The following is a 26,494-nucleotide window of genomic DNA, read 5'->3' as shown; positions in this document are numbered from 1 at the left end:
ATATGCCGCAGGCGACGGCTATAAACGACTCCATATCTCAATCTATTCAATAACCTGACGCGGTGCAGAATAACAAATACCGTACTCCGCGCATTGGGTTCTGCCCGCCCTTGCCAGCGGACAGGGCCACGCTGAACCGCCGTTCTGTCCCGGGCCTCCAGTCTATGGCCATTCCCGGTTCTGAAGCACCACCCGATAGCCGTCATCATCGACGAAGGTGTTGCCATTGATATCCCAGTAAGGGTTAAACGAACTCAGCGCCCGAAAACCCGCCGCCGTCATCCTGGCGCACGCCCGCTGCCAGTCTGCTTTATCGGGGTAATACAGCACGAGCAGGTCTTCATCGGTCGGCGCAGGGTGTCGCGGATGTTCGTGACAGTGGGTGAACTCGATATGCCAGGCCAGCTCCGGACGGCCCACCATGACCCCGCTAAAGCCGGCATGATTGACGAAGTCCGCGATTCGCATGAGCTCCAGCCCTTGAGTATAGAGGGCGCAGGTACGTTCAAGGTTGGTGACGGGTCGGGCAATTCGCATATGGCTGAACATGATAACGGGCTCCCGCGGGGCAAAATAAGTTTCCGGAATGGGCAACATCGCCCCTACTGTACCCGGGTTTCAGATGGCGATTTGTCGAGAAGAGCCGTGGTTTTGCCCGTCAGTCCCCTGTGGCAGCGGAACAGCATTGCCACAGGAGAGAAACGTTAATCAGGCTTTACTGGGTAATGCGCTTACGGCATGTGAACTTTTCACTGTCAACGTGACTAGCGCAGAACATAGCAGAGCGGCGATCATAAAGATAAATGCGCTGTTGTAGCTTCCACCGCTGGTTTGGATCAGCCAGCCGATGATCGGTGCTGAAACAACCCCCGCCATCTGACCGCCAAAGTTAACGATACCAGACGCCCGCCCCATGATATTGCTGGGGATGGTATCCATCAAAATGCCCCAGAAAGTGGCCATGGCGAAGAACATGAACAGAGCTGAAACGCACTGATAAACCACCGCCATATCCGCGCTGCTCACGCTGAAGGTCAGGTAGAGGAAACCCGCGGCAATAACTGAGGTCACAACATATAAAGTTTTACGCTGAGGTTTGAATTTGTCTGAGCAATATCCGCCTAACAATGTTCCACCTGCGCCAAACAGGAAGGGGATTGCCGCCATCACACCGGTTTTGGCTAACGAGAACTCACGAACGGTAATCAGGTAGCTTGGTAACCAGGTTGAAAATCCCCAGAAGGTAATATCAAACAAAAACCAGATACCAGCCATCTGCCAAAGCACCGGCATTTTCAGCACGTCTTTAAACGCAATAGCGCTGGTGTCTTGTAAACTGCCCCGATCGTCAGCGGCCAACTCCACCAGATCCTGTTGCGTGATAGCAGGATGATCTTTCGGGTTGTCTCGCGTAAACAAGTAGATACCCGCAGCAATAAACAGCCCCGGAATACCCAGCACAATAAAGACCATGTGCCAACCAAACGCTCCGATAATGCTCGCCGCAACCACAACCGCCAGCGCCGGGCCTAAGGTATTTACCGTAGACTGAATAGCCGTGGCGCGGCCACGCTCTTTCGACGGGAAGTAGGTCGAAATCATCTTCCAGGATGCCGACGGGAAGCACCCTTCACCGATACCAAAGAAAAAACGTACGGCCAGCATCAGCGGCAACGTCAGCACCGCGCCGGTTAAGCTGGTAAAAACGGACCACCAGGCGATACCAATGGCCATAATTTTACGCGAGCCAAATTTATCCGCCAGCAACCCGCCGGGAATTTGAAACGCGGCATAACCAATAAAAAAGGCGCTAATAATTAAGCCCTGCTGCGTTGTATCAAGATTTAAATCTTTGCCGATATAGGGTAACGAAACGCTCATGACCATTCTGTCGAGGAAAGAGAGTAGCCACGCCAGCCAGATCAAGGTCAGGACGGTATATCTTGCTTTCCAGGTCTTTGGTTTACCTGAAGGTAAAGATGTTTGTAGGTTCATTGTGATGTCCTTAGGGTGTAGCGATCTCCCGCAACCATTTATGATCGCGGCAGATCAATGCGTGTTTAGCGTTATTTATTGATATTGTTTTCTAATAACCGTACCGCTACAGGCGTAACTTTCTGTGCCATTAATTAAGGCAATACGTCCATTGACCATCACGACTTCAATACCTTCCGGATACTGATTTGGCTCAACAAACGTTCCCTTATCCGCAATGGTGTCGGGATCGAACATCACAATATCCGCCGCATACCCGACTTTAAGCAGCCCGCGATCTTGCAGACCCAACACCTCAGCGGGTTTACCTGTCATCTTGCGAATTGCCGCTTCCCAACTCAGGCACCCTTCCTCGCGCACATATTTACCCAGGACGCGAGGGAATGCGCCAAACACACGTGGATGGGGTTTGCCTGCCCCCATTAAACCGTCAGTACAGACGTTCTGCTCTGGCCGGCAGAGAAACTTAATCACGTGCTCTTCAGTCCCGTAGAAATCGACCATCCCCACGGCGTTTTCTTCTTCAAAGAGCAGATCAAAGGTGGCGTTGTACGGATCTTTACCGCGTAATTCCCCCAACTGAACAAGATTCAGGCCCACGGCATCCTGATTCTTTGCCGTTTTCACGCTAGTGACAAAAATCTGCTCCAGGCCAGCAAAGTCAATAAAGTTATCCCACCCTGCAATACCTTGCTGAATGTCCTCGATCATTTTGGCGCGCAGTTCAGGCGAGGCCAGACGCTCAAGTAATTTGTCAGTGCCGCCGGAGTGAACCCAGGGCGGCAGGATCACACCAAGCATGGTGCTGCCTGCCACATAAGGATACTGGTCGTAAGAGATACGAATCCCCTCTTCCTGCGCCTGCTCCAGCATGCCCAGCATCTGGTCGATGAGCCCCCAGTTTTTCTTACCGCAGACTTTCATATGCGAAATATGCAGCCAGACGCCGGTAGCTTTAGCGATATCGATAAGCTCTTGCGTTGAATTGATGATGTCGTCAGCTTCACTGCGCTGGTGTACCACAAAGATCCCGTCATATTTCGCCGTCACCTTGCACAGCGCGATCATTTCGGCGGTATCGCCAAAGGCACAGGGCATATAGATAAGACCGGTGGACAGACCAAACGCACCGGCCTTTAACTCACGCTCCAGCACTTCACACATCTTCGCCACATCTTCACGGGTGGAGGGGCGCCCATCCAGCCCCATCGCTTCCATGCGCACATTACCGTGCGGAACCAGATATGCCAGATTGGTCGCCGGGTGGCGGGATGCCAACAGGTTGAGATAACCGTCCGTGTTTTTATATTTCCAGTCGATTTTGTCGGTATCACCATCCAGTCCGGCAATATTTTTACGCCAGGCCGGAATATATGCTTCAGGCAACGGCGCCAACGCGACGCCATCCTGCCCCAGCAGTTCCGTAGTAATACCCTGACGAATTTTCGCCGACAGCGCGGGATGAATAATGGCCGACAGATCTGAGTGTGTGTGGGTATCGATAAAGCCAGGGCAAATAATTTTTCCTGTCGCATCAATTATCTGTTCATTAATACCTGCGTCAATGTGACCTATTGCGACAATACGTCCTTCATCAACCATTACATCGGTAATGGTGCCTGGCTTGCCCGTCCCGTCGATGACCTTTCCGTTTTTAAAAATGGTTTTCATCGTTATTCTCCATAGCCGTGTCGCTTCACAACACGGCTTGTAAGGTAAGAGGTTGTTATCTTTATTTTTATTGGCGATAGAGTGTCTGGATGATGCTGTAATAGCCGCTGGCCGAACCGGTTAACTGATCGATCTCAATATACTCATCAATGGTATGCGCCAGGTTTTCACGCGAAGGTCCGAAGCCAACAGTCTTGATCCCCGCTTCGCCCGCGTAGTGGCTGCCATTAGTGCAAAAGGAATACTGAGTGATGGTCGGATCAAATCCAGCCTCACGAACGCCAGCCAGCACGGCCTGCACGAATTCATCGGACTCTTCATACACCCAGCCAGGAAAGAAGCGTTCGCCCTCGATGGTGGCTCCGGTATAGCAAGACTCATGACCCACCGCATAGGACACGCGGGCTTTAAACTGCGGATCTTGCGCAATAAACTCTGCAAGCGCATTTTCCAGCGGGGCCAGCACGCTTTCTTTGCTTTCCCCCACCAGCAAACGGCGATCGTAGGTTGCGCGGCAGTAATCCGGCACCACCGATGCGCCCGGATAGGGCGAAGATTTAATGTCGGTCAGTTCCAGGATGCCGGGGCCGAGCACCGGATGCGTTGGCGGAGTGATAGTGCGGATTTTGTCGATCAGCCGCGCCATGGTGTACACCGCGTTAATTCCGGCCTGCGGGTTGGCGGAATGCGCGGGTTTACCCAATGTTTCAACCACAATTTCAGCGCGACCACGCTGACCAATTTTCAGGTTTAATTCGGAAGCTTCCCCAATGATGACGTAGTCAGGCTTATAGCGTTCACTGACCAGACGGGCGGCAATGCCTTCAAAGCACTCTTCATGGACGATACAGGCGACGTAAATTTTTCCGGCGAAGTTACGCTGATTGTCCTGAGCGAAAAAACCAACGGCTGAGATCATCGCCGCTACCGCGCCTTTCATGTCCGTTGTGCCACGGCCATACATTTTGCCATTTTCGATATCGCCACCGTAGGGGTCCCGGGTCCACTTCTCCTCATTCACCGGCACTGTATCAATATGACCATCGAGAACCAGCGTTTTCCCCGGCTGATTGCCCACGATGCCACCAACGATATTGCCGTACTTATCGACATGAATGTCATCGAACTGGTAATGCTGCATCATGATTTTTATGGCATTAACCACGTTCCCTTCCTGGCCGGAATAACTTTTCTGCTGGATCAATGCCCGGCAGTTTTTAACCACTTCTTCATAACGATTTGCAGATAGCATGGTGTTTCTCCGTTATCACTCTCAATCAGGAAGTGACTGGTGGATGACCGGATACTGACCGCCCCAGACAATATCAAGATATTGCTGCGGGTCGGTATCGCCTTCGGTACTAATCAGCAACACGCGGGAATGTTCGTCGAGCCCCAGTTGTTCACGGGTTTGCGTCAGCGCAGGAGAGGTCATCAGTAGTGCCAGAAGACCGGTGGTCACTGCGCCAGACTCTCCGGAAACAATCCGCGGATCGCCCGCTAACGGATTGCCCAGCATGCGCATACCGAGCGCGGCGACATCATCAGGACAGGAGGCGAATGCGGTAGCATAGTCGCGCAGCAGTTTCCAGCCGATGCTGTTCGCTTCACCACAGGCGAGACCGGCCATCACCGTCTGCAAATCGCCGCCTACCGCCACAGCATCCCCCTCTTTCGCCAGTGCCGACTGGTAGAGGCAATCGGCAATTAACGCTTCAGCGACGATCACTTTCGGGCGGTTTTCCCCCCAGGCAGCCGTCACCATTCCCTGAACCATTCCGGCAAACGACCCTACGCCCGCCTGAACAAAAACGTGAGTAGGGGCAACCTGATGGAGCTGGTCTATCGCCTCCAGCATCAACGTGCCATAGCCCTGCATAATCCACAGCGGGATCTTTTCATACCCTTCCCATGCGGTGTCCTGGACCACAATCCAGCCGTGTTTTTCCGCCTGTTCGGCAGTCATACGCACGGCATCGTCATAGTTCATATCGACGATGTCAGCCGTTGCCCCTTCATTGCGGATCGACGCCAGACGTTGCTGAGAAGATCCCTTCGGCATGTAAACCACGGCATGTTGCTTCAACTGGCGCGCCATCCACGCCACGCCACGACCGTGGTTTCCATCGGTGGTGGTGGCAAACGTGACGGTCTTCAGGTCATGACGGACTTCCTCACTGGTCATGACCGCAAACGGCAGCTCGCTGATATCTTTCCCCACTAATTCCGCGATGTGACACGCCATCGCATAGGCGCCCCCCAGCGCTTTAAAGGCTTTTAAGCCAAAACGCTGAGATTCATCTTTGAGGTAAATATTTTTAACGCCCAGTCGTTTTGAAAGCGCAGGTAGCGAATAGAGCGGAGTCGGCGCATAACCCGGAATCGAGCGATGAAAATTCAACGCCTTTTCCAGTTCCTGGCGACTAAACGGCGCTAGCGGCGCGCTGGGCTGCCGGGTAAACGGTGTCCGGTTGATAAAAAATGATAAGTTTTCCTGCATCATAAACCTCATTGTCCTGGTATTTCATTCCCTGTCATGGGTCTGGTACCGCGATATTTCCGATATCGGCATTCCTGAAATGCAAAATGCTTACCAGTTTTTTAGAAAGTAAAAACACCCCTTAAAAAACCTTTTACCTCAATGAATTGAACAAAAAAATAATTGCCAGCAAAAATCAACCGTCGTTAATTTATCGCCTCACCTTGATAAATTCTCATGAATGAGAATTTATGTGATCGCTGAAGATAAAACAAAAAAAACGGACAAAAACAGAACGATAGATTGATTTTTCGCAAATCAATTTTGCCTTAACTCGCCTATTTATCATTTTATTTGAGAAATGCCACCTGTCGGAGACGTACGATGATTTCAGTGCTCAGTAATATTCAGGATGATATCTGCAATTATGCCGACGCTATTTCTGGCATAACCGGGACAGATGTAGAAATCATTGATGAATCTTTAATGCGCATCGCCGGCACGGGTAAATACCGGCACATGCTTAATAAGAACGTGGCACAAAATGGCTACATCTATCGTCATGTTTTACAGGTACGAGAAACGGTACTCATCAAAAATCCTGGCGAACATCCTCTGTGTCAGCGCTGTGAAAAACATCACTATTGTTCCGAAATGCTGGATTTGAATGCCCCGATTTTTCTCAACAATCGCGTCATCGGGGTGATCGGAATTATTTGCTCAACCCAGGCACAGCGAGACACGTTACTAAGCCAAATCGATAAATTTGTCACTTTTATTGAGCAAATTGCCGTAATGATCTCCAGTAAGGTCTTTGAGTGTCTGGAACGTTTGCGCGCACAGGAAACACTCGGCGCATTCCGTCGTCTGATTGATGCCATGGATCGCGGTGTCGTCGCGATTGATGGCAATGGCCGAATCTGGCATGCCAACCATTCAGCCGATCGTATCCTCAACCGGGACGTTCAGGGATTGCCATTAACCATCGAAACAACCGGGGACATTTTGTATGGCGATGAGGAAGCGTGGCTGACGCTTGAAGGCCAAAAACACCATGTACTGTGCAAGCAAATTTCGCTCTCCTCGTCAGACAACGATCGGTTAACCATGGTTATCTTTCGGGATGCGCACGACTATCTGAGTACCATCACCACGTCCCCTTATGAGTCCGATACGCAGGTGCGGCTGATTGGCCACTCTCCGTCAATGGAACAGCTCAGAAGCACCATTGGCAAAATCGCCAACAGTTGCGCCAGCGTGCTGATTACCGGGGAAAGCGGTTCAGGGAAAGAGGTCGTAGCATTTGCCATTCACCAGAACAGTCCACGTAAAACCGCCCCATTCATAACAATTAACTGCGCCGCCATCCCCGAGCAACTGCTGGAAAGCGAACTGTTTGGTTACGTCCGCGGCGCGTTCAGCGGCGCAGATCCTAAAGGGCGAATTGGAAAATTTGAACTGGCTAACGGGGGCAGTCTGTTTCTGGATGAGATCGGCGATATGCCGCTGCACCTGCAGGCCAAGCTACTCAGAGTTTTGCAGGAAAAGGCTATTACCCGCGTTGGTTCGAATAACACTATTAATATTGATGTGCGCATTATTGCCGCGACCAATAAAAACATTAGCGCGATGGTGGAAAATAATCAGTTTCGCGAAGATCTTTTCTATCGTCTTAACGTAGTCCCTCTGGTTCTTCCTTCTCTGCGGGAACGACGGGCTGATATCGCAGTCCTCGCCCAATATTTTGCCGATGAGTTCTCAGTAAGTTACCAGCGGCCAGGGCAAAAACTCCCTGATGACGTTATTAACCGCCTCTATGCCTGGCACTGGCCGGGTAATATCCGTGAATTACGCAACGTCATAGAATATATTTTTGTAATGCGCGGGGAAACCGCTGGAATCAATGCCAGCCACCTTCCCCCTTATCTACTCACTGCGGACGATGGCAGAAAATCCATAATGACTGCGCAGTCCGGGCAACTAGCCAACCAGGGAAGGCAAGCAGAAAGGAAGGTTATTGAAGCGGCTTTACAAAGATTTAGTCCCGGCGTGGAGGGGAAAAAACAAGCTGCGACCGAACTGGGGATCAGTATTGCCACGTTATACCGAAAGATAAAACTATACGGTTTATAAAACCTTTCTTCTTGACGCCATAAGTTCACATTCATCAGGGCAGGTATAGACGATGCGAAACGTTCGGATTTTTAGGTGGGCTGCGGTACTGATGGGTATCGTGGCTTGCTACGGGGTGTATAAGGCGCTCAACTCTCCAGTCATTCAGACTGTTTATAAGGTTGAGAAAATCAATTCTAAGGTGTCACTATACATTACAGAGGGCAGCGCAGGTGCTACGACAAACTTTGTGTACCAGTTTTATTTAGTCCCTCCAGAAGTTAGCAAAGACGCTTTCCTGAAAGGTGTGGGAGATAAGTATCACGCCTTTTTATCAACATCTGACGCAAGCGCAAAGGTAGACATAAGTGATGGCGCTATTCACCTGAACGTGAAAGGCAACATATATCGCTTCACTAATGGGGCGAGCTACTCAACCACAATCTACCTGAATGCCTCACCATTCTAAAAACGTAGTCAGCTTTCACGCTGGCTATTTCTTATGATTTAATAAAACAGCCATGATTAATATATTTTGTTACATAAAAAAACACTCAACGGATGAAATTAACACTCAACTTACTTAATTAAATTAATGACAGGATGTGGTCAATACGTATTTAATCTTAATTAACAAATATATTTAAATCAGAGGAAATGTGACGAATATCACGGTAACTCATTTTTATAATCGAGATGCGAAAAAACTCAATTGTATGATAAAGTGAGAGGTGTCTATATCAGGGATATCAAAACTAAACTGGAGACTAACCAATGTCATATTTCCCTGAAGTTGAACAAATTAAATTCGAAGGTACTGGAAAATATAATCCTCTTGCTTTCCGTCATTACAATCCGGATGAGATCATCCTCGGTAAAAGTATGAGAGATCATCTGCGCTTTGCCGCCTGCTACTGGCATAATTTCTGCTGGAATGGGCAGGATATGTTTGGTCTGGGGGCATTCGACCGCCCCTGGCAGAAGCCTGGTAATGCGCTGGAAATGGCGAAATTAAAAGCCGATGTCGCCTTTGAATTCTTCAAAAAATTGAATGTGCCTTTTTATTGCTTCCATGATACGGATGTTTCACCAGAGGGCAATAGTCTCAGCGAATATCGCCAGAACCTGGCGGTCATGACAGATATTCTGGCCCAGAAACAGGAAGAAACGGGCCTGAAGCTGCTTTGGGGAACGGCTAACGCATTCTCTAACCCACGCTATGCGGCAGGTGCGGCAACAAATCCAAATCCTGAAGTGTTTGCGGTCGCTGCGACTCAGGTTGCTCATGCGATGGATGCTACAAAACGACTTGGCGGTGAAAACTATGTGCTGTGGGGAGGCCGTGAGGGCTATGAAAGCCTACTGAACACAAACTTACGCCAGGAGCGTGAGCAGATTGGTCGTTTTATGCAAATGGTTGTTGAGCATAAATATAAAACGGGTTTTACCGGGACACTACTGATTGAGCCCAAACCTCAGGAACCAACCAAACATCAATATGATTACGATGTGGCGACGGTTTACGGGTTCCTGAAACAATTCGGGCTGGAGGATGAAATCCGGGTAAATATTGAGGCCAATCATGCCACACTTGCCGGGCATTCCTTCCACCACGAAATTGCCTCTGCCATTGCGCTGGGGATATTTGGTTCTGTTGATGCTAACCGTGGCGATCCTCAACTGGGATGGGATACTGACCAGTTCCCGAATAGCGTCGAAGAAAATGCACTGGTCATGTATGAAATACTGAAAGCGGGAGGATTCACCACCGGTGGACTGAACTTTGACGCTAAAGTCCGTCGTCAAAGCACAGATAAATACGATCTGTTCCTCGGCCATATTGGTGCGATGGACACCATGGCTTTATCTCTGAAAATCGCGGCCCGAATGCTCCAGGATGGCGCGCTTGAGCAGTCTGTCATCGCCCGCTATGCTGGATGGAATCAGGAACTGGGACAAAAAATCCTTTCTGGTGATATGAGTCTGTCCCAACTGGCGGAATTTGCCGAAACAGAAAACTTCCGTCCGCAACACACCAGCGGTCATCAGGAAGCAATGGAAAATCTCGTTAACGCTTATATTTTCAGTTAATCCAGCTTTATAAAACAGGATAATCCGCTGATAAATATCAGCGGATTATCCGTTAATGCTCTGAACCACAAATAGATTTATTTGGCTGAGATCTTTCCGCCCTACAGGATTAAATATGAGCACAAAAATGAACTCGTACACGCTGGGTGTCACGTTAGTCGCCACCCTCGGAGGACTGCTGTTTGGCTATGATACGGCAGTAATTTCTGGCACAGTCGGATCGCTTAACAATGTTTTTGTTGTACCCCGGGATTTAGCTGAAGGGGCCGCTAACTCATTGTTAGGTTTTTGTGTTGCCAGTGCATTAATTGGTTGTATTATTGGTGGTGGGCTGGCCGGAATATTAAGCAGTAAGTTTGGCCGAAAAAGATCATTAATGGTTGCTGGTCTTTTATTTTTTATTTCCGCACTGGGGTCATCATTTCCAGAAATAGGGCATCACGCGATCGATAGTACGGCAGGCGTACCAACTTATCTGAGTGACTATGTAAGTACGTTTGTTATTTATCGTATTCTCGGCGGTATTGGGGTTGGGATAGCCTCGATGATTTCACCGATGTATATTGCGGAGATAGCACCAGCTAACATACGCGGCAGGCTCGTTTCTTTTAACCAGTTCGCTATTATATTTGGTCAGCTATTGGTTTACTGTGTTAACTATTTCATTGCCCGCAGCGGTACGCCAGAGTGGCTGGATACCATGGGTTGGCGTTATATGTTCCTTTCCGGGGCAATACCTTCACTGATCTTCTTTGCGCTGTTATTTACCGTACCGGAAAGTCCACGCTGGCTGGCAACCCGTGGTCAGAATGCTCAGGCGTCCGTTATTCTGGAAAAACTGTTGGGTAAAGTTGCGGGTCAGGCTGAATTTAAGAATGTGGTGAAATCAGTAAGCGTCGATACCGTACAATCGGCCCCTCTCTTTTCCTTTGGTATTGCCATTGTTGTAATTGGCGTGATGCTGTCGGTATTCCAGCAGTTCGTGGGGATCAATGTGGTGCTGTATTATGCGCCAGAAGTTTTTAAAGAAATTGGTTCAAGCCAGGATACAGCGTTGCTGCAAACAATCATTGTTGGCATTATCAATCTGCTGTTTACGGTGATTGCTATTATGACTGTGGATAAATTTGGGCGTAAGCCACTGCAGATCATCGGAGCGCTGGGGATGGCTTTCGGGATGTTGCTGCTGGGTACGGCGTTCTATGCTCACTGGGCTGGCGGTGTCGCACTCTTCGCTATGCTGCTGTATGTTGCCATGTTTGCGGTGAGCTGGGGGCCAGTCTGTTGGGTTCTGCTGGCGGAAATTTTCCCGAACCGTATTCGCTCAAAGGCACTGGCTATTGCGGTAGCTGCACAATGGATCGCAAACTATTTCGTAAGCTGGACATTCCCGATGATGGCGAAGTCCACCTACCTGCAAACTCATTTCAACAACGGATTCGCATACTGGGTTTATGGTGTTATGGGGATTCTGGCCGCGCTGTTCATGTGGAAATTCGTCCCAGAAACTAAGGGTAAAACTCTGGAGGAACTGGAAGCACTCTGGAAAAAACCTGACTCGTATAAACATAGAAAGCCGGTTGTATAAAGTTGTCTTTAAAACAGAACTGACTATGCGTACCTGTGATGTATCTGGATAGTACCGTTATTTCCATGCACACAACGTTACCTTATTGCGTTGAGTGCGGAAATATAAGTAATAAACAACAATATCAATGAATTACGGATAATTTTTATGTAAAAAGGCTCGGAAGGGCCTTTTTATTTCCTACAGAAAAATACTTAAGGCGTTTTCTTTGGGCTGTATGAGGATGCGACTGCCGCCAAAGCTGAGTTTTACTGTCATCTCACCCTATAACTTAGCGTGACAGTGGCTAAGGACGGATCACAATGGTAGAGCCCACAGGAGACAAAACAGAAGGTTATTTAAGTTACTGATAGAGAAAGGTTTTAAGGCTTCTCCGTCAGGCGGAGAGATCTGGAGCGGGCGAAGGGAATCGAACCCTCGTATAGAGCTTGGGAAGCTCTCGTTCTACCATTGAACTACGCCCGCTTTAAGGTGCGAGGGCCATTATAGTCCTTACGCACCGTCTTACAAGACTGAATCTTGCTAACTGCTGATAAAATAACCTCTTAGCACTTAGGTTTACTGCCCTGCGGCGGTAAATAGCGCAGTGGATCGATAGCCGTCGCCCGGTAGCGAATCTGGAAATGCAGGCGCACAGAATCGGCGTCGCTACTTCCCATTGTGGCTATCTGCTGGCCAATCTTCACATTCTGACCGTTATTGACCATCATTTTGTCATTATGGGCATAGGCGCTGATGTAATCCTCACCGTGTTTAATCATGATCAGATTACCGTAGCCGCGGAGCTGATTACCGACGTACACCACTTTACCCGCCCCTGCCGCGTAGACCGGCTGACCGCGCGTGCCGGCAATATCAATCCCCTTATTACCGCCATCATTTGATGAATAAGGCAGAATAACTTTACCGCTGGTCGGCCAGCGCCAGCAGCGTTGCCCCACCGGTGGCCAGGAGACCGGCGGCAGCGTCGCCGGCGGCTTACTGGCCGCGGTGCGCGTACCGGCGCGACTCTTCGCGGATGAGCCACCCTTTGTGGTACCCGAACCCGGATTCAGCTTCAGACGCTGTCCAACCTCAATGGTATACGGTGGGGAGATATTATTCAGTCGGGCCAGATCGTTAATGCTGGTACCAGTCGTCCGGGAAATACGGTACAAGGTATCGCCGCGTTTAACGGTGTAGACGGAAGCGGAATCAGATGAACTGGAACACCCTGCAATCACCAGGCTGCTGACCAACATCATCATGATAAAAAAGCGTTTTCTCATCAGGCGTCCTGCACTCAGCACAGCTCTCATCTCTTCACAACGGACGACTATCATACCAGCCCGCAGGCAGATCCCCAATCGATACGCTTGTGTTGGCGGATTCGGGTATCCCCCCTCAGCAGTGCCGACAGCGTGTTTTGGTAATGCCTTTCACGCGGTTATCGGCTACCCTAGTGGCGAGTACGTGACCAGGCGAGTGTATGCCGGGTCACTTTTATTATCAGGAGTTGTCATGACCGGGGAACATGTCATTTTGCTCGATGAGCAAGATAAGCCTGTTGGCAGGCTGGAAAAATATGCCGCCCATACCCTCAATACCCCTTTGCACCTCGCCTTTTCCTGCTGGTTGTTTAATGACCATGGCCAGCTACTGGTGACGCGTCGTTCACTGGGCAAAAAAGCCTGGCCCGGCGTCTGGACCAACTCCGTCTGCGGACATCCTCAGAGCGGAGAGACGTTTGACCAGGCCGTGACGCGGCGCAGCCGTTTTGAACTCGGCGTTAACATTGCCAACATCACCTCCGTTCACCCGGCGTTTCGTTACCGGGCGGTGGCCCCAAACGGGATTGTCGAAAACGAAGTCTGCCCGGTTTACGCCGCACGGATTATCAGTCCGCTGCAGGCCAATAGCGACGAGGTTATGGACTATCAATGGTGTGAGCTGGAGGATTTACTGCAGTCGTTGGCGCTCACGCCGTGGGCCTACAGCCCGTGGATGGTGCTCGAAGCGGCTGATGATAACGCCCGACAAGCGTTAAGAAACTATGTCGCGCAGCTGCGCTATTAGCCGTAATGCCGGATAGCGGTTTTTTCGCCGCCTGTCCGCCCCCTCTCTCGACTCGTGCAGCGGGTGGCTGAGGCACAAACAAAAAACCCCGGCATAGCCGGGGTTGCGCTTTGGGCGGTCGGTCTTATTTAACCGGACGCATCGCCGGGAACAGGATGACGTCGCGGATGGTGTGACTGTTGGTAAACAGCATTACCATACGGTCAATACCGATACCCAGACCTGCGGTCGGCGGCAGACCATGTTCCAGCGCGGTCACGTAGTCTTCATCGTAGAACATGGCTTCATCGTCACCAGCGGCTTTCGCATTCACCTGGTCCTGGAAGCGCTGCGCCTGGTCTTCGGCGTCGTTCAGCTCGCTGAAGCCGTTACCGATTTCACGACCGCCGATAAAGAACTCAAAGCGGTCGGTGATTTCCGGGTTCTGGTCATTACGACGCGCCAGCGGAGAGACTTCGGCCGGGTATTCGGTGATAAAGGTCGGCTGAATCAGGTGCGCTTCCGCCACTTCTTCAAAGATCTCCGTCACGATACGACCCAGACCCCAGCTCTTCTCAACGTGAATGCCGATGGACTCTGCAATCGCCTTCGCAGAATCGAAGTTATCCAGATCCGCCATCTCGGTTTGCGGACGGTATTTCTTGATAGCTTCACGCATGGTCAGTTTTTCAAACGGCTTGCCGAAGTCGAAGGTCTGATCGCCATAAGGAACCGCGGTGTTGCCCAGAATATCCTGCGCCAGGGTGCGGAACAGGGATTCGGTCAGCTCGATCAGATCTTTATAGTCCGCGTACGCCATGTAGAGTTCCATCATGGTGAACTCTGGGTTGTGACGCACGGAGATGCCTTCGTTACGGAAGTTACGGTTGATTTCGAACACGCGTTCGAAGCCGCCCACAACCAGACGCTTCAGGTACAGTTCCGGCGCGATACGCAGGTACATGTCCATATCCAGCGCGTTGTGATGGGTGATGAACGGACGGGCAGACGCACCGCCGGGGATCACCTGCATCATTGGGGTTTCCACTTCCATAAAGTCGCGCCCCACCATGAACTGGCGGATACCGGCCAGAATCCGGGAGCGAATCTTAAAGGTCTTACGGGATTCGTCGTTAGAGATCAGGTCCAGATAGCGCTGACGGTAGCGCGCTTCCTGATCCTGCAGACCGTGGAATTTGTCCGGCAGCGGGCGCAGGGCTTTGGTCAGCAGACGCAGTTCGCTGCAGTGGATAGAGAGCTCGCCGGTTTTGGTTTTGAACAGCTTACCGCGCGCCGCGATGATATCGCCGAGGTCCCATTTTTTGAACTGCTCGTTGTAGACGCCTTCCGGCAGATCGTCACGCGCGACGTACAGCTGAATGCGGCCGCCGACGTCCTGCAAAGTGACGAAAGAGGCTTTACCCATAATCCGGCGGGTCATCATACGGCCAGCAACGGAGACTTCAACGTTCAGTGCTTCCAGCTCTTCGTTTTCTTTCGCATCGAAGTCAGCGTGCAGTTGGTCAGAGGTATGGTCACGACGGAAATCGTTCGGGAACGGAATACCCTGCTCACGAAGCTGAGCCAGCTTTTCACGACGGGCTTTCAGTTCATTATTAAGGTCAATTGCCGCGTCAGCGCCCTGTGCTTGTTGTTCAGACATGTTGGTTCCTCATAACCCTGCTTTCAAACTTGCTTCGATAAATTGATCCAGGCTGCCGTCCAGCACGGCCTGAGTATTGCGGGTTTCCACCCCGGTGCGCAGATCTTTAATGCGGGAGTCATCCAGCACGTAAGAACGGATCTGGCTGCCCCAGCCGATGTCGGATTTGGTATCTTCCATCGCCTGCTTCTCGGCATTTTTCTTCTGCATTTCCAGCTCATAAAGCTTGGCTTTCATCTGCTTCATGGCCTGGTCTTTGTTCTTGTGCTGCGAACGGTCGTTCTGGCACTGCGTCACTAAGCCGGTCGGAATGTGGGTGATACGCACCGCGGATTCCGTACGGTTAACGTGCTGACCACCCGCGCCGGAGGCGCGATAAACGTCGATGCGCAGGTCCGCCGGGTTGATTTCGATATCAATGTCTTCATCCACTTCCGGATAGACGAACGCGGAGCTGAAGGAGGTGTGGCGGCGGCCGCCGGAATCGAACGGGCTCTTACGCACCAGGCGGTGGACGCCGGTTTCGGTACGCAGCCAGCCGTAGGCGTAATCGCCGATAATCTTGATGGTCACGGACTTAATGCCCGCCACTTCGCCTTCAGACTCTTCAATAATTTCGGTCTTGAAGCCACGCGCTTCGGCCCAGCGCAGATACATACGCGTCAGCATGCTGGCCCAGTCCTGCGCTTCCGTACCGCCGGAACCGGCCTGAATATCGAGATAGCAATCGGCGCTGTCGTACTCGCCGGAGAACATGCGACGGAACTCAAGCTGCGCCAGTTTCTCTTCCAGCACGTCAAGTTCGGCAATGGCTTCGTTGAAGGTCTCTTCGTCGTCGGCTTCGACAGCCAGCTCCAGCAGTCCGGAAACATCTTCCAGCCCCTGAGACATTTGATCCAACGTGTCAACGATGGCTTCCAGTGAAGAACGCTCTTTACCCAGCGCCTGTGCGCGCTCGGGTTCGTTCCACACGTCCGGCTGCTCCAGCTCGGCGTTTACTTCTTCCAGACGCTCTTTCTTGGCATCGTAGTCAAAGATACCCCCTAAGAACGTCGGAGCGCTCCGTGAGGTCCTGAATGCGGTTTTTTACCGGATTTATTTCAAACATGATCGATTTTCTTTTAATGGATTGGTCAAAATGCGGTGATAAGAGCGGAATTGTACCGGATCCCCGCTCTCTTTTATAGACACTTCGGCCTTCCGTCAGCCTGTTTGTTGCCGACTTTTTCGTCAGACCGGCCAGAGATGGTCGATGATAAGCTGCAGGCTGCGATTGCCGCGGAACTCATTAATATCGAGCTTATAGGCCAGGGTGACTTCGCGCACGCCGTTATCCGGCCAAATCGAAGTATCAACGTTGAAGGCAATCCCGTCCAGCAGCGGGCCGCCGCCAACCGGCTCGACCATCACCTTGAGATGCCGCTCGCCCACCAGGCGCTGCTGTAGCAGACGGAAACGACCGTCAAACAGCGGCTCCGGGAACATCTGTCCCCAGGGCCCCGCTTCACGGAGCAGATGCGCGACCTCCATGCTCATCTCGGCCGCATCCAGCGGACCGTCAGAGACCACTTCCCCCTGCAACAGCGCCGGATCCAGCCATTCGGTGACCAGGTCGCCAAAACGCTGCTGAAACTCCTCAAAGCGCGCCTCTTCCAGCGACAGTCCCGCCGCCATCGCGTGGCCGCCGAACTTAAGAATGAGCCCCGGATGCAGCGTATCAAGACGTTCAAGCGCATCGCGCATATGCAACCCCTGGATAGAGCGCCCGGAGCCTTTTAACAGCCCGTCGCCGGTTGGGGCGAAGGCAATAACCGGGCGATGGAAGCGCTCTTTAATCCGCGACGCCAGAATCCCGACCACCCCCTGGTGCCACTGCGGATGATACATCGCCAGCCCGCCGGGCAGCGTGTCGCCGCTGCGTTCAAGTTGCTGGCACAGCGTAAGCGCTTCCGCCTGCATCCCTTGCTCAATCTCTTTGCGCGTCTGGTTCAGCGCATCCAGTTCATTGGCCAGCATCCGCGCTTCGCCGACGTTATCGCACAACAGCAGCGCCACGCCGACCGACATATCATCCAGCCGGCCTGCCGCATTCAGCCGCGGTCCCAGGGCAAACCCCAGGTCGCTGGCCGCCAGCTTTTGCGGATCGCGGTTGGCGATCTCCAGCAGCGCTTTGATCCCCGGACGGCACTTACCGGCACGGATACGGCTCAGCCCCTGCCAGGTGAGAATGCGGTTATTAGCATCGAGCGGCACGACGTCAGCCACCGTCCCGAGCGCGACCAGATCCAACAGTTCGGCGAGATTCGGCGGCGCGATGCCCCGCTCTGCAAACCAGTTTTTATCACGCAGGAAGGTGCGCAGCGCCAGCATCAAATAGAACGCCACCCCGACGCCGGCCAGCGATTTCGAAGGGAAATCGCAGTCGCGCAGGTTCGGGTTGACGATAGCCTCCGCCGCCGGCAGCGTCTCACCCGGCAGGTGGTGATCGGTCACCACCACCGGAATACCCAGCGCATGAGCATGATCGACGCCGCTATGCGACGAGATACCGTTATCCACGGTCATAATCATCTGCGCGCCGCGGGCGTGGGCCTGATCGACCACCTCGGGACTTAACCCGTAGCCATCTTCAAAGCGATTGGGTACCAGATAAGAGACATTACTGTAGCCGAGCGCGCGCATTGCCAGCACGCTCAGCGCGGTGCTGGTCGCGCCATCGGCGTCAAAATCACCGACCACAACAATGTGCCGCTGTTGCCTGAATGCGCCGTAGAGCATCTCCACGGCTTGTTCGATGCCGGTCAGTTGCGTCCACGGCAGCATGCCTTTGACGCTGCGCTCCAGCTCCTGCGCATGCAGGACGCCGCGGCTGGCGTACAGCCGCTGCAGCAGCGGCGACAGGTCGGCGGGGAGTTCAGCCCCTTCAACCACCTCACGGCGGCGTAGTTGTATCTGTTGTTTCACGCGAATTATTTACCGCTTGTCTGTTTTTGATGCTCATCAAGGAAGGCTTTCAGCTCTTTCGGCCCCTGATAACCCGGAAGCACGTAGCCGTTGCTCAGCACCATCGCCGGCGTTCCATTGACGCCAAACTGCACGCCAAGCGTGTAGTGTTTGCTGATATCAACCGGGCAGCTCGCCGGCTGGATGCCTTTACCGCTCATCGCGTCATCCAGCGCTTTGTTACGATCTTTGGCGCACCAGATAGCTTTCATATCCTGCGCGGTCTGGCTTTGCAGCCCCTGGCGCGGGAAGGCCAGGTAGCGAACGGTAATCCCCAGCGCGTTGTAGTCGCTCATCTCTTCGTGCAGCTTGTGGCAGTAGCCGCAGGTAATGTCGGTGAAAACGGTGATTACGTGTTTTTCCTGCGGCGCTCTATAGATAATCATCTCTTTTTCCAGCGCATTCAGCTTGCCCACCAGCAGCGCGTTGGTGACGTTTACCGGCTGTGCGCCGCCGACGTCGTACATCGGCCCCTGGATGACGTGTTTACCGTCATCGGTCACATACAGCACGCCGCTGTCGGTCAGTACGGTGCTCATTCCGGCAACCGGCGAAGGCTGAATATCCGTACTCTGTACGCCCAGTTTTGCCAGCGACCGTTTGATAGCCGCGTTATCCGCATGGGCCGCACCGGACAGCGTCGCCGCCAGCAGCGTAAACATCAATAAACCTTTTTTCATACTCAGTCCTTTTATTCAGCACTCACGCCCGCGGGTGGTGCTGTTGATGAAGTTGTCTCAGACGCTCGGTCGCAACATGGGTGTAGATCTGCGTCGTAGAGAGATCGCTGTGTCCCAACAGCATCTGTACCACGCGTAAGTCTGCGCCATGGTTGAGTAAATGCGTGGCAAACGCATGGCGTAAAACGTGCGGGGAGAGCTTCGCGCTATCTATCCCGGCCAGCACGGCATAGTGCTTAATCCGATGCCAGAAGGTCTGGCGCGTCATTTGCTGCGCGCGCTGGCTGGGGAAAAGCACATCGGATGCCACGCCGTTCAGCAGCCAGGGGCGCCCGTACTCCAGGTAGTTCTCAACCCACAGCACCGCCTCTTCGCCAAGCGGAACCAGCCGCTCTTTGTTGCCTTTGCCGACGACCCGCAGGACGCCCTGGCGCAGGCTGATGTCGCTCATCGTCAGACCCACCAGTTCCGACACGCGCAGGCCGGTGGCATACAGCACCTCAAGCATCGCTTTATCGCGCAATTCCAGAGGCTGATCGACCAGCGGCGCCTGCAGCAGGCGATCGACCTGCGCCTCGCTCAGATCTTTCGGCAGCCGCTGCGGCAGCTTCGGCGACGCCAGCAGCGCGCTGGGGTCATCCGGGCGGATTTTCTCCCGATAGAGGTGCTGGAAGAAACGGCGCACGGCGCTCAACAGGCGCGCGGTACTGGTGGCTTTATAGCCGCCCGTTTGTCTCTCAGCCAGCAGCGCCTGCAGATCCTCGCCGCTCACGCTAACCAGCGACGACCCGCGATGATGCAGCCATTCCACGACCATGGTCAGATCCCGACGGTAGGCGCTCAGCGTATTTTCCGCCAGATTGCGCTCCAGCCACAAGGCATCAAGAAACTGTTCGATTCGTGCGAGATCCTCTTTCACATCGCCCTCTTTGCTCGTTAAAACGGCTTCAGTATACCCAAATAAGTGGCCCGACTGGGCAAAAACGGCGGCGCTGTTTTTGCCGGCGGCCTGACAGAGCAGCTTAAGTATGCGGCTGACGACGGCTTTCTGATAAACTAGCCGCAAAATCACCGCATGAATTGAGATGTTTACGCCATGAACATAGGTCTTTTTTACGGCTCCAGTACCTGCTACACCGAGATGGCAGCGGAGAAGATCCGCGATATCATCGGCCCGGAATTAGTGACGCTGCATAATCTGAAAGATGATTCCCCTTCCCTGATGACACAGTATGACGTGTTGATTCTCGGCATCCCGACGTGGGATTTCGGCGAAATTCAGGAAGACTGGGAAGCCGTCTGGCAGCAACTGGATACACTGGATCTGCAGGATAAAATTGTGGCGCTGTATGGCATGGGTGACCAGTTGGGTTACGGCGAATGGTTCCTTGACGCGCTGGGAATGCTGCACGACAAACTGAGCGCCAAAGGCGTGAAGTTTATCGGTTACTGGCCGACGGAAGGTTACGAATTCACCAGCCAGAAACCGATTATCGCCGATGGCCAGCTGTTTGTTGGCCTCGCGCTTGATGAAACGAACCAGTATGACCTGAGCGACGAGCGCATCCAGAACTGGTGCGAACAAATCCTCGGCGAAATGGCAGAGCAATTCGCCTGATTTGCTTAATCCTGTGCCGGTTTTTGTAACACCAACCGGCGCAGATCTCGCCACTCTCTGGCATCCATACTGTCTGCAGCGACCCACAGATGCTGACGGCGGCGCGTTTGCATATCCTGCAGGCGCAGCAACATCCCGCTATTAATCACCCACGGCGTGCCGACAATCTCCCATTCCGCTTTTTGCCAACGCAAACGCGAATCGGTCATCAGCTTTATTTCCCCCCGGCAGGCGTGGATCCGCCGCTGGCTGCGCACGCTGTCGAACACCACCAGCGACAGCAGCAGTAGCCAAAGCGGTGTGTAGCTCAGCGGCCACGGCATCAGCAGCACAATAGCCGCCACAACGCCATGTAGCAGCAACGAGAACCACTGTGAACGCCAGGAAATGCGTAAATCAGATTGCCACAGGACCACGTTCCCGATTCCGAGTCTGGATTAATTTTACCATCCGTTGCAGTTGCGCATCAGCCGGTTCGCCATGATTCATCAGCCAGTTAAACAGATCCGGATCGTCGTTTTCTAACAGGCGGATGAACAGCTGTTTGTCTTCATCGCTGAGCGTATCGTACTCATACTCGAAAAACGGCATGATGGAGATATCAAGTTCACGCATACCCCGGCGGCATGCCCAGTGGATGCGGGCTTTATTCGTAATGTCCATGTTGTCCTTCCAGCATAAAAAGAGTCTGACATCGTCCTTCAGGGCGCCGAAAAGCGGCCTGAACAGACGTTGTTGATAGGTTAGTGTAACCCGTTTTTTGCACTTACTTTACAGCAATATCGAGAACAGAGAACGCCATTCCACAAAAACCACAGCGAAGATATGGACTTATCCCTCACCTTTGTTTCCCCATTTGTGCTTTCAGGGCACAAATGGCCTGCCAAAAGCGCTTGCATTGCACCATAGCTCTTTTACCATTAGCTATTCACTCTGCGTTAAGCTATTCAGGACATGACTATGGCTTTTACACCTTTTCCTCCGCGTCAGCCCTCCTCTTCCGCTCGTCTGCCGTTAACGCTGATGACCCTGGATGACTGGGCGCTGGCGACGATTACCGGTCAGGATGGCGAGAAGTATCTGCAGGGGCAGATTACCGCCGATGTCAGCGCGTTAACCGACGATCGGCATCTGCTTGCCGCGCACTGCGATGCCAAGGGCAAGATGTGGAGCAACCTGCGAGTCTTCCGCCGTGGCGGTGGTTTCGCCTGGATTGAACGCCGCAGCCTGCGCGAAGCGCAGCTCACCGAACTCAAGAAATATGCGGTGTTCTCCAAAGTGACCATTGCCGCCGATGATGAACACGTCCTGCTGGGCGTTGCCGGTTTCCAGGCCCGCGCCGCGCTGGCGCCGCTGTTCAGTGAACTTCCGGGCAGCGACAAACCGTTGGTCACCGATGGCGTGACCAGCCTGCTGTGGTTTGAACATCCGGCGGAGCGCTTTCTGCTGGTGACCGATGTGGAAACCGCTACCCGCGTGGCCGACGCGTTGCGCAGCGACGCGCAGCTAAACAACAGCCAGCAGTGGCTGGCGCTCAACATCGAAGCCGGTCTGCCGGTTATCGACAGCGCCAACAGCGCGCAGTTCATCCCGCAGGCAACGAATCTGCAGGCGTTGGGCGGTATCAGCTTCAAAAAAGGCTGCTATACCGGCCAGGAAATGGTCGCCAGGGCGAAATTCCGCGGCGCAAACAAACGCGCACTGTGGTATCTGGCCGGAAAGGCGAGCCGTGTCCCGGAAGCCGGAGAAGATCTTGAACTGAAAATGGGTGAAAACTGGCGCCGGACCGGCACCGTGCTGGCGGCGGTGCTGCTGGATGATGGTCAGTTGCTGGTGCAGGTGGTGATGAATAACGATATGGAGCCAGACAGCGTATTCCGCGTGCGCGATGATGCCGGCACATTAAACATCGTCCCACTGCCATACTCGCTGGAAGAAGAGTAGATTTTCGTTTCCGGGTAATAGCGATGTTGATGCTATAACCCGGCCAGCACCACCCCGGACTGCGTGGACCTGTAGCCCCGCCGCCGGGGAGTTACCCGATGATGCGACGTTTTATTTATACCTGGCCGACATACAAATAAATAGCCAGGAAGTGACATACGCTGCCGCCCAGCACAAAACCGTGCCAGATAGCATGGTTATAAGGAATGCGCTTGCAGACGTAGAAGATAACCCCCAGCGAATACACCACGCCCCCGACCGCCAACAGCGTGACGCCCCCAGCCGCCAGTTTGATCGCCAGTTGATAAACCACAATCAACGACAGCCAGCCCATCGTCAGATAGGTCACCAGAGAGAGGACCTTAAAGCGGTGCGCAATGGTGAGCTTAAACAAGATCCCCAGCAGCGCCAGGCTCCAGATGACAACCATCAGGCCGCGCGCAAGCGGTGAATTGAGCCCTACCAGGAGAAAAGGCGTATAGGTTCCCGCAATCAGCAGATAGATGGCGCAGTGATCGAATTTTTTCAGCCACTGCTTGGCTCGCTGATGAGGAATCGCATGATAGAGGGTGGAGGCGAGGAACAGCATAATCATGCTGCCGCCGTACAGACTATAGCTGGTTATCGCCGTTGCGCTGGCATTGCTGTCTACCGCCTGCACCAGCAGGAGGACCAGGCCGACGATGCCAAACACCAGCCCGATACCGTGACTGATACTGTTGGCAACTTCCTCTGCCAAAGAATAACCCTGCGTGATTAATGGTTTGCGAACCATATTTGACTCCGAAAACAAGAACGCTTTCAATGCCCGTCTAGGGTAACTGAGAATGATTCCAGTGAACACCTGTTAGCCAAAATAAAAAGATGAATATTTGTAAACATTGTAAAATCATAACGTTACATTAAAATTTCAACTAACAGCCGTTCGCTGTTCTATCAAAGCTTTTTGAATTCAATAACATAAAACTGGTCTTCGCCGGGATAGATCGCCGTAATCACCTGCCGCAGCTGCGCGAGGGTCATATTCTCCTGTTCGGCATGGCGTTCCGTGAGGCTGTCGAGCGTCACCGTGGACGTCGCCGTCACGCTAATCGTGCAAAAATAGCCGTCATCTTCATAACGGCCGACGCGCAGCACGTCGCCGGTTTTAAAATGCGACTCGGCGGCATTACGAATGGTGATGGTTTTACGCCCGGCGAGGATGTCGTCCTGAAAGCGCTGAAAAAAGGTTATGTCATTCGGCTGCATGGTATAATTCCATCCTGGTTATGATGAATTGTGAGTTATTACTGTGAGTATGTTTTCCCACGCCGCGATCGCCAGTCTCAATAATCTTGAGATGATGGTCTACCACTACGTCATTAAAAATCGTGACAAAGTGATGTATATGACCATCCGCGAGCTGGCAGAAGCCGCCGGGGTCTCGACGACCACCGTCCTGCGCTTTTGTCGTAAGCTGCAGTGCGAAGGCTACTCGGAGTTTCGCGTCCGCTTTAAATTATATCTTGAGCAGAACCAGCCTCAACAGGCAAATATCGGCGCCAGCGAAATTATGAGTTTTTTTAAAAGCGTCAACAATGACGAATTTGATCATTTACTCGAGCGCGCCGTCGATATTATTCTCGCATCGGAACGTATTATATTTGTCGGCGCAGGCACCTCCGGCGCGCTGGCAAAATATGGCGCACGCTTTTTCTCCAACGTCGGGAAATTCAGCAATCATATCGACGACCCTTATTTCCCGGTCACCAACGACATGGCGCGTAACGCGCTGGCGATCGTCCTGTCCGTTTCCGGGGAGACCGAAGAGATTCTCCGCTTCGCCAGCCAGTTCAGCCTGCATAACTGCAAGGTGATGTCGGTCACCAGCCATGAGCACTCCCGACTGGCGAAGCTGGCGGACTTTAACCTCTCCTGGCACGTCCCGCAAACCCGCATCGGCGGCGTGTATGATATTACCACCCAAATTCCGGTTATTTATATTCTGGAATCCCTGGGGCGTAAATTAGCCCGTAAACTCAGCTGAAAATAACACCCTGTTTTTTCGATGTAACATATTCCAGCTGAGGGAAATTGTTATATCGTGACATTTATTTCCCCTTTGTTAGACTCGCCAACAGATGCTATTTGACGAGACGAGCAAAGATGAAAAAAATCACCTTACCAAAAGACTTTTTATGGGGCGGCGCGGTCGCGGCACACCAGGTGGAAGGCGGCTGGAATAAAGAGGGCAAAGGCCCGAGCATTTGCGATGTGCTGACCGGCGGCGCCCACGGCGTTCCACGCGAAATCACCCATGAAGTGGAAGCCGGGAAATACTACCCGAACCACGAAGCCATCGACTTCCACGGCCGCTACAAAGAAGACATCAGGCTGTTTGCCGAAATGGGCTTCAAGTGTTTTCGTACCTCCATTGCCTGGACCCGTATCTTCCCGCAGGGTGATGAAACTCAGCCCAACGAAGAGGGGCTGCAGTTTTATGACGACATGTTCGATGAGCTGCTGAAGTACAACATCGAGCCGGTTATCACCCTCTCCCACTTCGAAATGCCGCTGCATCTGGTGCAGCAGTACGGTGGCTGGACCAACCGCAAAGTGGTCGATTTCTTTGTGCGCTTCGCCGAAGTGGTCTTCGAGCGCTATAAGCACAAAGTGAAATACTGGATGACCTTCAACGAGATCAATAACCAGCGCAACTGGCGCGCCCCGTTGTTCGGCTACTGCTGTTCCGGCGTGGTCTATACCGATCACAAAAACCCGGAAGAGACCATGTACCAGGTGCTGCATCACCAGTTCGTTGCCAGCGCGCTGGCGGTGAAGGCGGCGCGACGCATCAATCCGCAGATGCAGGTCGGTTGTATGCTGGCAATGGTGGCGCTCTATCCGTTCTCCTGTAAACCTGACGATGTGATGTTCGCTCAGGAGTCGATGCGTGAACGTTACGTCTTTACCGACGTGCAGCTGCGCGGTTACTACCCGACCTACGTTCTCAATGAGTGGGAGCGTCGCGGGTTTAACATCGCGATGGCAGCGGGCGATGAGCAGATCCTGCGCGAAGGCACCTGCGATTACCTCGGTTTCAGCTACTACATGACCAACGCGGTCAAAGCGGAAGGCGGCAGCGGCGATGCCATCTCCGGCTTCGAAGGCAGCGTACCGAACCCGCACGTCAAAGCCTCCGACTGGGGCTGGCAGATTGACCCGGTGGGCCTGCGCTACTCGCTGTGCGAACTGTACGAACGCTATCAGAAACCGCTGTTTATCGTTGAAAACGGCTTCGGCGCCTACGACAAAGTGGAAGAAGACGGCAGCATCAACGACGACTACCGTATCGACTACCTGCGCGCGCATGTGGAAGAGATGATCAAAGCGGTGACTTACGATGGCGTCGAGCTGATGGGCTACACCCCGTGGGGCTGTATCGACTGCGTCTCCTTTACCACCGGCCAGTACAGCAAGCGCTACGGTTTTATTTACGTGAACAAGCATGACGACGGTACCGGCGACATGTCCCGCTCGCGCAAAAAAAGCTTCAACTGGTATAAAGAGGTCATTGCCAGCAACGGTGAAAATCTCTGATTCCCTCTCAGCAGCGCCCTCTCCTCGCCAGAGGGGA

Annotated in this window: 24 protein-coding genes and 1 tRNA gene; 9 read left to right on the top strand and 16 right to left on the bottom strand. The window is 52.9% G+C overall.

The features are described 5' to 3' along the window. Window positions 1-162: 162 nt before the first annotated feature. The 5 genes from Electrica_RS03935 to dpaL form a co-directional block, all read right to left on the bottom strand. Window positions 163-549 (bottom strand): VOC family protein, encoded by a 387-nt coding sequence (locus Electrica_RS03935; RefSeq protein ID WP_131048618.1) that lies wholly within the window; start codon window positions 547-549, stop codon window positions 163-165. A gap of 159 nt (window positions 550-708) precedes the next feature. Continuing rightward, a complete protein-coding gene (locus Electrica_RS03930) occupies window positions 709-1,995 on the bottom strand; it encodes an MFS transporter (RefSeq protein WP_100684339.1) in 1,287 nt (428 codons plus the stop codon). A gap of 75 nt (window positions 1,996-2,070) precedes the next feature. Further along, on the bottom strand, window positions 2,071-3,666 hold the full coding sequence (locus Electrica_RS03925; protein WP_131048616.1) for an N-acyl-D-amino-acid deacylase family protein: 1,596 nt from the start codon (window positions 3,664-3,666) through the stop codon (window positions 2,071-2,073). Between the two features lie 67 nt (window positions 3,667-3,733). After that, entirely contained in the window at window positions 3,734-4,918 is a 1,185-nt protein-coding gene (locus Electrica_RS03920) for a YgeY family selenium metabolism-linked hydrolase (protein ID WP_100684337.1), read from the bottom strand. A 21-nt stretch (window positions 4,919-4,939) separates the two neighbouring features. Then, on the bottom strand, window positions 4,940-6,166 hold the full coding sequence (gene dpaL, locus Electrica_RS03915; RefSeq protein WP_100684336.1) for a diaminopropionate ammonia-lyase: 1,227 nt from the start codon (window positions 6,164-6,166) through the stop codon (window positions 4,940-4,942). A gap of 363 nt (window positions 6,167-6,529) precedes the next feature. On the opposite strand from dpaL, the gene Electrica_RS03910 reads away from it, so the two are divergent. The 4 genes from Electrica_RS03910 (at window position 6,530) to xylE (ending at window position 11,936) form a co-directional block, all read left to right on the top strand. Then, window positions 6,530-8,278, top strand: coding sequence for a sigma-54 interaction domain-containing protein (locus Electrica_RS03910; protein ID WP_141963530.1), 1,749 nt, complete (start codon window positions 6,530-6,532; stop codon window positions 8,276-8,278). A 52-nt stretch (window positions 8,279-8,330) separates the two neighbouring features. Then, window positions 8,331-8,726, top strand: a complete 396-nt coding sequence (locus Electrica_RS03905) for a hypothetical protein (protein WP_141963528.1) — start codon at window positions 8,331-8,333, stop codon at window positions 8,724-8,726. A 305-nt stretch (window positions 8,727-9,031) separates the two neighbouring features. Next, the gene (gene xylA, locus Electrica_RS03900) at window positions 9,032-10,348 is read left to right on the top strand and encodes a xylose isomerase (RefSeq protein WP_141963526.1); all 1,317 of its coding nucleotides are present in this window, start codon (window positions 9,032-9,034) and stop codon (window positions 10,346-10,348) included. A gap of 115 nt (window positions 10,349-10,463) precedes the next feature. Beyond that, a complete protein-coding gene (xylE, locus tag Electrica_RS03895; RefSeq protein WP_141963524.1) occupies window positions 10,464-11,936 on the top strand; it encodes a D-xylose transporter XylE in 1,473 nt (490 codons plus the stop codon). 391 nt (window positions 11,937-12,327) lie between these two features. Here xylE and Electrica_RS03890 read toward each other — a convergent pair. Further along, window positions 12,328-12,401: transfer RNA gene (locus tag Electrica_RS03890), tRNA-Gly, on the bottom strand. Window positions 12,402-12,481: 80 nt separating this feature from the next. Continuing rightward, on the bottom strand, window positions 12,482-13,204 hold the full coding sequence (gene actS, locus Electrica_RS03885; RefSeq protein ID WP_141963522.1) for an amidase activator ActS: 723 nt from the start codon (window positions 13,202-13,204) through the stop codon (window positions 12,482-12,484). A 232-nt stretch (window positions 13,205-13,436) separates the two neighbouring features. On the opposite strand from actS, the gene idi reads away from it, so the two are divergent. Further along, window positions 13,437-13,991 carry an isopentenyl-diphosphate Delta-isomerase gene (gene idi / locus Electrica_RS03880; RefSeq protein ID WP_131048610.1) on the top strand — a complete coding sequence of 185 codons (555 nt, stop codon included), beginning with the start codon at window positions 13,437-13,439 and terminating at the stop codon, window positions 13,989-13,991. A gap of 124 nt (window positions 13,992-14,115) precedes the next feature. On the opposite strand, the gene lysS is transcribed toward idi, so the two are convergent. The 5 genes from lysS to xerD form a co-directional block, all read right to left on the bottom strand. Next, complete coding sequence (gene lysS / locus Electrica_RS03875) at window positions 14,116-15,633, bottom strand: lysine--tRNA ligase (RefSeq protein WP_100684299.1); 1,518 nt, start codon at window positions 15,631-15,633, stop codon at window positions 14,116-14,118. Window positions 15,634-15,642: 9 nt separating this feature from the next. Further along, window positions 15,643-16,741, bottom strand: a protein-coding gene (gene prfB / locus Electrica_RS03870) for a peptide chain release factor 2 (protein WP_100684298.1) whose coding sequence is annotated in 2 segments (ribosomal slippage) — window positions 15,643-16,665 and window positions 16,667-16,741 — 1,098 coding nt in all. Because the reading frame shifts where the segments join, the coding sequence is not laid out codon by codon here. Between the two features lie 122 nt (window positions 16,742-16,863). Continuing rightward, the gene (gene recJ, locus Electrica_RS03865; RefSeq protein WP_141963520.1) at window positions 16,864-18,597 is read right to left on the bottom strand and encodes a single-stranded-DNA-specific exonuclease RecJ; all 1,734 of its coding nucleotides are present in this window, start codon (window positions 18,595-18,597) and stop codon (window positions 16,864-16,866) included. A gap of 5 nt (window positions 18,598-18,602) precedes the next feature. Then, on the bottom strand, window positions 18,603-19,316 hold the full coding sequence (gene dsbC / locus Electrica_RS03860) for a bifunctional protein-disulfide isomerase/oxidoreductase DsbC (RefSeq protein ID WP_141963518.1): 714 nt from the start codon (window positions 19,314-19,316) through the stop codon (window positions 18,603-18,605). 22 nt (window positions 19,317-19,338) lie between these two features. Further along, window positions 19,339-20,235 carry a site-specific tyrosine recombinase XerD gene (xerD, locus tag Electrica_RS03855; protein ID WP_100684392.1) on the bottom strand — a complete coding sequence of 299 codons (897 nt, stop codon included), beginning with the start codon at window positions 20,233-20,235 and terminating at the stop codon, window positions 19,339-19,341. Window positions 20,236-20,412: 177 nt separating this feature from the next. Here xerD and fldB point away from each other — a divergent pair, with 177 nt between their 5' ends. Beyond that, window positions 20,413-20,934: a flavodoxin FldB gene (gene fldB, locus Electrica_RS03850; RefSeq protein ID WP_100684295.1), complete on the top strand. Its 522-nt coding sequence runs from the start codon at window positions 20,413-20,415 to the stop codon at window positions 20,932-20,934. Window positions 20,935-20,939: 5 nt separating this feature from the next. Here fldB and Electrica_RS03845 read toward each other — a convergent pair whose 3' ends face one another. Both Electrica_RS03845 and sdhE read right to left on the bottom strand, forming a co-directional pair. Next, window positions 20,940-21,350 (bottom strand): protein YgfX, encoded by a 411-nt coding sequence (locus Electrica_RS03845; RefSeq protein ID WP_100684294.1) that lies wholly within the window; start codon window positions 21,348-21,350, stop codon window positions 20,940-20,942. After that, window positions 21,331-21,597, bottom strand: a complete 267-nt coding sequence (sdhE, locus tag Electrica_RS03840) for an FAD assembly factor SdhE (protein WP_004867358.1) — start codon at window positions 21,595-21,597, stop codon at window positions 21,331-21,333. The genes Electrica_RS03845 and sdhE overlap by 20 nt, the downstream gene beginning before the upstream one ends. A 297-nt stretch (window positions 21,598-21,894) precedes the next feature. Here sdhE and ygfZ point away from each other — a divergent pair, with 297 nt between their 5' ends. Further along, window positions 21,895-22,878, top strand: coding sequence for a tRNA-modifying protein YgfZ (gene ygfZ / locus Electrica_RS03835; RefSeq protein ID WP_141963516.1), 984 nt, complete (start codon window positions 21,895-21,897; stop codon window positions 22,876-22,878). Window positions 22,879-22,993: 115 nt separating this feature from the next. On the opposite strand, the gene trhA is transcribed toward ygfZ, so the two are convergent. Beyond that, window positions 22,994-23,653: a PAQR family membrane homeostasis protein TrhA gene (gene trhA / locus Electrica_RS03830; RefSeq protein WP_131048604.1), complete on the bottom strand. Its 660-nt coding sequence runs from the start codon at window positions 23,651-23,653 to the stop codon at window positions 22,994-22,996. A gap of 161 nt (window positions 23,654-23,814) precedes the next feature. Beyond that, a complete protein-coding gene (gene yqfB, locus Electrica_RS03825) occupies window positions 23,815-24,126 on the bottom strand; it encodes a N(4)-acetylcytidine aminohydrolase (RefSeq protein ID WP_131048603.1) in 312 nt (103 codons plus the stop codon). A gap of 49 nt (window positions 24,127-24,175) precedes the next feature. On the opposite strand from yqfB, the gene Electrica_RS03820 reads away from it, so the two are divergent. Together Electrica_RS03820 and Electrica_RS03815 are read left to right on the top strand one after the other, a co-directional pair. Continuing rightward, entirely contained in the window at window positions 24,176-24,904 is a 729-nt protein-coding gene (locus Electrica_RS03820; protein ID WP_131048725.1) for a MurR/RpiR family transcriptional regulator, read from the top strand. A gap of 119 nt (window positions 24,905-25,023) precedes the next feature. Beyond that, on the top strand, window positions 25,024-26,457 hold the full coding sequence (locus Electrica_RS03815) for a 6-phospho-beta-glucosidase (RefSeq protein ID WP_141963514.1): 1,434 nt from the start codon (window positions 25,024-25,026) through the stop codon (window positions 26,455-26,457). Window positions 26,458-26,494: the final 37 nt, after the last annotated feature.

The organism is Klebsiella electrica (assembly GCF_006711645.1).
GTDB classification, from domain to species: Bacteria; Pseudomonadota; Gammaproteobacteria; order Enterobacterales; family Enterobacteriaceae; genus Klebsiella; species Klebsiella electrica.
The sequence above is the reverse complement of the archived record's forward strand: the minus strand, read 5'-3'. Positions and strand labels throughout refer to the sequence as shown.